The sequence below is a fragment of the Blastococcus atacamensis genome (genome assembly GCF_002938425.1).
GTDB classification, from domain to species: Bacteria; Actinomycetota; Actinomycetes; order Mycobacteriales; family Geodermatophilaceae; genus Blastococcus; species Blastococcus atacamensis.
Map to the genome: position 1 here is coordinate 1 of NZ_POQU01000129.1, position 5,816 is coordinate 5,816.

The 5,816-nt window shown below is 73.2% G+C and carries 5 protein-coding genes and 1 tRNA gene; 2 read left to right on the forward strand and 4 right to left on the reverse strand.

Annotated features, from left to right (window positions below; translation table 11 throughout):
* Positions 1–210 precede the first annotated feature (210 nt).
* Positions 211–1,482: an MFS transporter gene (locus C5508_RS18650; protein ID WP_104526413.1), complete on the forward strand. Its 1,272-nt coding sequence runs from the start codon at positions 211–213 to the stop codon at positions 1,480–1,482.
* A gap of 36 nt (positions 1,483–1,518) precedes the next feature.
* On the opposite strand, the gene C5508_RS18655 is transcribed toward C5508_RS18650, so the two are convergent.
* The 4 genes from C5508_RS18655 to C5508_RS18670 form a co-directional block, all read right to left on the reverse strand.
* Complete coding sequence (locus C5508_RS18655; protein ID WP_104526414.1) at positions 1,519–2,622, reverse strand: hemolysin family protein; 1,104 nt, start codon at positions 2,620–2,622, stop codon at positions 1,519–1,521.
* Entirely contained in the window at positions 2,619–3,971 is a 1,353-nt protein-coding gene (locus C5508_RS18660; protein WP_104526415.1) for a hemolysin family protein, read from the reverse strand. Before C5508_RS18660 ends, C5508_RS18655 begins: the two co-directional genes overlap by 4 nt.
* 91 nt (positions 3,972–4,062) lie before the next feature.
* Positions 4,063–4,136: transfer RNA gene (locus C5508_RS18665), tRNA-Pro, on the reverse strand.
* Between the two features lie 55 nt (positions 4,137–4,191).
* Positions 4,192–5,103: a metallophosphoesterase gene (locus C5508_RS18670; protein ID WP_104526416.1), complete on the reverse strand. Its 912-nt coding sequence runs from the start codon at positions 5,101–5,103 to the stop codon at positions 4,192–4,194.
* A 54-nt stretch (positions 5,104–5,157) separates the two neighbouring features.
* Here C5508_RS18670 and C5508_RS18675 point away from each other — a divergent pair, with 54 nt between their 5' ends.
* Positions 5,158–5,610 carry a GatB/YqeY domain-containing protein gene (locus C5508_RS18675; protein ID WP_104526417.1) on the forward strand — a complete coding sequence of 151 codons (453 nt, stop codon included), beginning with the start codon at positions 5,158–5,160 and terminating at the stop codon, positions 5,608–5,610.
* Positions 5,611–5,816 lie beyond the last annotated feature (206 nt).

The following is a 5,816-nucleotide window of genomic DNA, read 5'->3' on the forward strand; positions in this document are numbered from 1 at the left end:
GGGCGGGGACGGTGCTGGGGTCGGCGCTCACCCGCCCATCTTGCCTCTCGACGGATCCGAGCCCCGCCGACGGCGCAATCGGTCAGCCGTCCGTGGCCACATGCCGCACGAACGCCCCTTGACGGAGCCGGGTGTGATCCGGACCATACGCGTATCGGACTTGTGTCCGTATGCCGGACACCTCTTCCACCGACGACGCCAGGAGCGGCCATGTCACTGCCGACCACGAGCGCACCCGAGCCGGTGCGCACCTCCCAGGATGCGCGGAGGGGCACCGCCGCCGTCGCCATCGGCTTCGCCGTCCTCTGCCTCTCCTACATGCTCAACGCGATGGACCGGCAGGTCTTCTACCCGCTCCTGCCGCAGATCCGGGAGGAGTACGGCTTCTCCCTCGACCAGTCCGGCCTGCTGGCCACCGGCTTCACGCTGGGCATCGCGCTGACCGGGCTCCCGGCCGGGTACCTGCTCGACCGGCTGTCCCGCAAGATGATCGTCGTCGTCAGCGTGGTCGTGTACTCCCTCGGCACGCTCGCCATCCCGCTCTCCGCCGGTTTCGGTGACATGGCGGTCTACCGGCTGGTCTCCGGCGTCGGCGAGGGCGTCCAGGCGACCGCCATCTACGCGATCATCGGCGCCTACTTCTTCCACCGCCGCGCCCTCGCCGCGGGCTTCATCGGCGTCGCGTTCGGCCTCGGCGTCTTCCTCGGGCCGATCGTCGGTCAGGCGTTCGCCGACTCCGCCGACTCGTGGAGGGCCCCGTTCGTGGTCTTCGGCATCGCGGGCCTGGTCATGGCCGCCGTGCTGGCCTTCACGGTGCCGCGCTCGATGAGCGAGGCCGTCGCCGGGCGCGCCGGGACGGCGGACACGGCGTCCTACGCGCACGTGCCGGCGAGCCCCTGGAACCGCGGCAGCCTCGGCATCGGGATCGCGTCGGCCATCTCCGGGCTGGTCTTCTACGGGTTCCTCGGGCTCTACCCGACCTTCCTGCGCGAGGAGCTGGCCTTCGAGCCCGCCCAGGCGGCGCTGGCCGCCTCGCTGGTGGGCTTCGGCGCGATGGTCGCGCTCCCCGTGGGCTACCTGGCCGACCGCTACGACCAGCGGCTGCTCCTCGCCGTCGGGTTCGTGGGGTCGTCGCTCACAGCCCTGGCCGCCTACCGGTTCGCCGACGGCCCCGGAGCCCAGTACGTGCTGGCCTTCCTGATGGGTGCCTTCGCCAGCGGCGTGCTCTTCACCAACTGCACGACGGCGATGCAGCGCGCCGTCCGCCCCGAGCACGTCGGGCGCGGCGCCGGGCTGTTCATGCTCACCTACTACGTCGCGGCGGCCTTCTCGGGCCTGCTCTTCGCCCGGCTGGTCGCAGGCCTGGGCTGGGACGGCGCGGGGCTGGTCCAGCTGACCCTGCTGCCGATCATCGGCATCGCGGCCCTCGCGCTCGTCGACCCGCGGCGCATGGTCGTGCCACCCAAGGTCGCGCGCGGCTGACCCCGCACGGCGGTGGCAGGCCCATGGACGGGCCGGTCACCGCCCTCCGGCGCCCGCGCCGGATGCTGCGGCGCTCTCGCCGCGTGGTCTGCGCTCGTCGATCCGGCGGCGCTCGGCGGCGGCGTCGCGGACGTCGCCGATCAGCTGCTCCAGGACGTCCTCCAGCGCCACGACCCCGCGGACCTGGCCGCCGTCCTCCACCAGGCCCAGGTGCGCACCGGCCTTGCGCATGCCGGCCAGGACCTCGGGCAGGGCCTCGTCGGCGCACAGGTCGACGAAGGGCAGCACGTCACGGTCGGGGAGCGGATGGTCCCGGCGGTCGGCCGGGACGTCGAGCACGTCCTTGACGTGCACGTAGCCCACCAGCCGGTCGAGGGCGCCGCGCACCGGGTAGCGGCTGAACCCGAACTCGGCCACCGTGGCCTCGAGCTCGCGGGGCGTGATGCTGCGCGGCACGGTGACCAGCTTGTCGACCGGCAGCAGCACCGACGAGAGGTCGTTCTGCTCGAAGCTCAGCGCCCCCGCGGCCAGCTCGCCCATCTCCGCGCCCAGCACGCCCTCGCGCTGCGACTGGGTGACCATCGAGCGGATCTCCGTCTCGTCGAAGCTCGCCGACACCTCGTCGGTGGGCTGCACCCCGAACAACCGCACGAAACCGTTGGCGAGGGTGTTGAAGAACCAGATGAACGGCTTGAGCAGCCGCACCATCACGGCCAGCGGCGGTCCCAGCACCAGCGCGGCCCGATCGGGGCCGGCCAGCGTGATGTTCTTGGGCACCATCTCGCCGAGCACCATGTGCAGCACGGTGACCAGCGACAGCGCGATGACCAGCGAGATCGGGTGCAGCAGCGCGTCGGGCACGCCGGCCGCGTGCAGGGGCACCTCGATGAGGTGCGCGACCGCCGGCTCGCCGACGGCGCCCAGCCCCAGCGAGCAGAGCGTGATGCCGAGCTGGGCGCCGGCCATCATCTGCGAGACGTTGCGCATCGCCGCCAGCGTCCTGACCGCCCGCGGCGAACCGTCCGCGGCCCGCGCCTCGATCTGGGCCGCGCGTGCGGAGACCAGGGCGAACTCGGCCGCGACGAAGAAGGCGTTGCCCAGCAGCAGGGCCACCAGGATCAGCAGGCTGACGACGGTCATGCCGGCACCTGCTCACGGATCGCCGGAGCCGGCTCGCCGGCGTCCTCGGGGGGTGGGGGCGGAATCCGGCGCGCCACGACGCGTGCGACCCGCCGTCCCTGCACCGTGTCGACGGTCAGCTCGAACCCGTCGACGAGCACGACGTCCCCCTCCTCGGGGAGCCGCTGCAACTGGTCGGTGAGGAAGCCGGCCAGGGTCTCGTAGCGCCCCTCGGGAACGGCGATGCCGGTGCGGTCCTGGACCTCGTCGGGGCGCAGCAGCCCGGACAGCACCCACGTGTCGGCGTCCACCTGCCGCAGCGCGCGCAGCGGCTGATCGGTCTCGTCGGCGATCTCCCCGACGAGCTCCTCGACGATGTCCTCCAGGGTCACCACGCCGTGCGTGGCCCCCCACTCGTCGACCACGAGCGCCAGCTGCAGCCCCTGGTCGCGCAGCAGGTCCAGCAGCCGCTCCAGCTGCATGGACGACGGGACGGCCAGCACCGGGACCGCCAGCTCCCGCACGGTCCGGGAACCCCGCTCGGCCTCCGGCACGGCGACGGCGTGCTTCACGTGCACCACCCCCGTCACCTCGTCGAGGTCGGAGCCGTAGACGGGGAAGCGGGAGTTGCCCGACTCCACCGCGGCGGCGATCACGTCGGCGGCGGTCGCGCTCGCGCGCAGCGTCCACAGCTGGGTGCGGGGCGTCATGACGTCGGTGGCGAACTTGCTGCCGAGCTTGAGCGAGCGCTGCAGGAGGCGGGCGGCGACGGGGGAGAGGTCGCCCTCCTCTGCCGAGCGCCGGGCGACGGCGGCGAGCTCGTCGGCGTCGCGGGCGGTGTCCAGCTCCTCGCGCGGCTCGAAGCCCAACCGCCGGACGATCGCGTTGGCCAGCCGCTGCAGTGCGCCGACCACGGGCCCGGTGACGCGGGTGAACCCGCGCATCCCCGGCGCGACGAAACCGGCGACGGCCAGCGGGTTGGCGATCGCCAGGTTCTTGGGGCCCAGTTCGCCCAGGAGCATCTGCAGCGTCGTCGCCAGCGCGATGGCCAGCCCGTACGAGACGGCGGTCGCCGATCCGCCGGTGAGGCCCAACGACTCCAGCGGGCCGTGCAGGAGCTGCCCGATCGCCGGCTCGGCCAGGTAGCCCACCAGCAGGGTGGTGAGGGTGATCCCCAGCTGCGCGGCCGACAGCTGCGTGGACAGCGACGAGAGCGCCCGCACGACGCTGCGCCCCCGACGGTCGCCGGCGGCGGCCGCCTGCTCGGCGCGACCGCGGTCCACGGTGGTGAGGGAGAACTCCGCGGCGACGAAGAACCCGGTGAACGCCGTCAGCACGACGGCGGCGAGGAGGAGCAACCATTCGGTCATCGCCGGTTCGGTGCCCGCGCGGGGACGTGTCGAACCGGAGCGTGGCCGGAACGACTCAGGGGCCGCCTTCCGGCGGCCCCTGAGTGAAGGGTCGGGGTGACAGGATTTGAACCTGCGGCCTCGTCGTCCCGAACGACGCGCGCTACCAAGCTGCGCCACACCCCGAGGTGCGCCTGACGAGTCTAGCGCCCGGTCTCCGCCGGGTCGGAGGGGGTCCTCGTCAGGAGGCGCGCGCGGTGAGGGTGAGCAGCGTCGCCTCGGGCGGGCAGGCGAAGCGCACCGGGGCGTAGGGGCTGGTGCCCAGCCCCGCCGAGATGTGCAGCCAGGTGCCCGACGGGGAGCCGGGCGTCGGCTCGCTCCACCGGTGCAGCCAGCGGACCCGCGCGCGGTCGATGCCGCAGTTGGTGACCAGCGCCCCGTAGAACGGGATGCGCAGCTGGCCGCCGTGGGTGTGCCCGCAGAGCAGCAGGTCGTACCCGTCGGCGGCGAACCGGTCGAGCACCCGCGGCTCGGGGGAGTGCGCCAGCCCGAGCCGGAGGTCGGCATCGGGGTCGGCCGGCCCGGCGACGACGTCGTAGCGGTCCCGCTCGAGGTGCGAGTCGTCCACGCCGGCGAGCACGATCCGCCGGCCGTCGACGGTCAGCTCCCCGGCGGCGTTGGTGAGGTCGACCCAGCCGCGGTCGGTCATCCCGTCGCGCAGGTCCCGCCAGGGGAGCTCGGCGCCGTGCACCCGCTTGTGGTCGGTGCGGAAGTACTTGAACGGGTTCTTCGGCCGGGGTGCGTAGTAGTCGTTGCTGGCCAGCACGAAGGCGCCCGGCAGGTCCATCAGCGGGCCCAGGGCGCGCAGGGTCGGAGGGACGGCGTCGAACCCGGCGAGGTTGTCGCCGGTGTTGACGACCAGGTCCGGCTCCAGCTCGGCCAGCCCGGCCACCCACTCCTGTTTGCTGCGCTGCCCCGCGGTCATGTGCAGGTCGGAGATCTGCAGGATCCGCAGCGGGGTCGATCCGGGCGCGAGGACCGGGACGTCGAACCGGCGCAGCGTCCAGCGGGTGCGCTCGTAGAGGCTCGCGTAGGCCACGGTCGCGGCTCCGGAGGCGACGGCGGCGGTCGGGACGGCGGTGTACCAGCGCACGGCTCATGAGCCTACGGGCGCGGGTCGCGACGGCGTCGTGTCAGGCTGGAGCACGTGTCCGACTTGAAGGAACAGCTGCGCGCCGACCTGACCACCGCCATGAAGGCCCGCGACGAGCTGCGCACCGCCACGCTGCGCATGGTGCTCGCCGCGGTGAGCGCGGAGGAGGTGTCGGGCAAGGAGGCCCGGGAGCTCAGCGACGACGAGGTGCAGGCCGTTCTCCGCCGCGAGGCGAAGAAGCGGCGGGAGGCCGCCGAGGCGTTCGGCTCCGCCGGCCGGGCCGAGCAGGCGGCCCGCGAGCAGGCGGAGGGCGAGGTGCTGGCGACCTACCTGCCGGCGCAGCTCGAGGACGCCGACCTGGCGGCGATCGTGGCCGACATGATCACCCGGACCGGCGCCTCGGGCATGAAGGACATGGGCAAGGTCATGGGTGCGGCGAACGGCGCCGTCGCCGGGCGGGCCGAGGGCTCCCGGGTGGCCGCCGAGGTCCGCCGCCAGCTGGGCTGAGCCCGCGGGGCCTCAGTTCGGGAGCGGCCCGCCGTCGTCGCTCCCGCCGCCCTGGCCGTCGGGACCGCGGCCCCGGTCAGCCGGAGTCCGACCGGGGCCGCGGTCCCGGTCGGACTCCGGCCTGTCTCTTTTACACATATCCGAGGCCACGGGACCGGACTTAATCTCGTATTCCGTGTTTTGTATGGAAACAAAAAAAACAAACA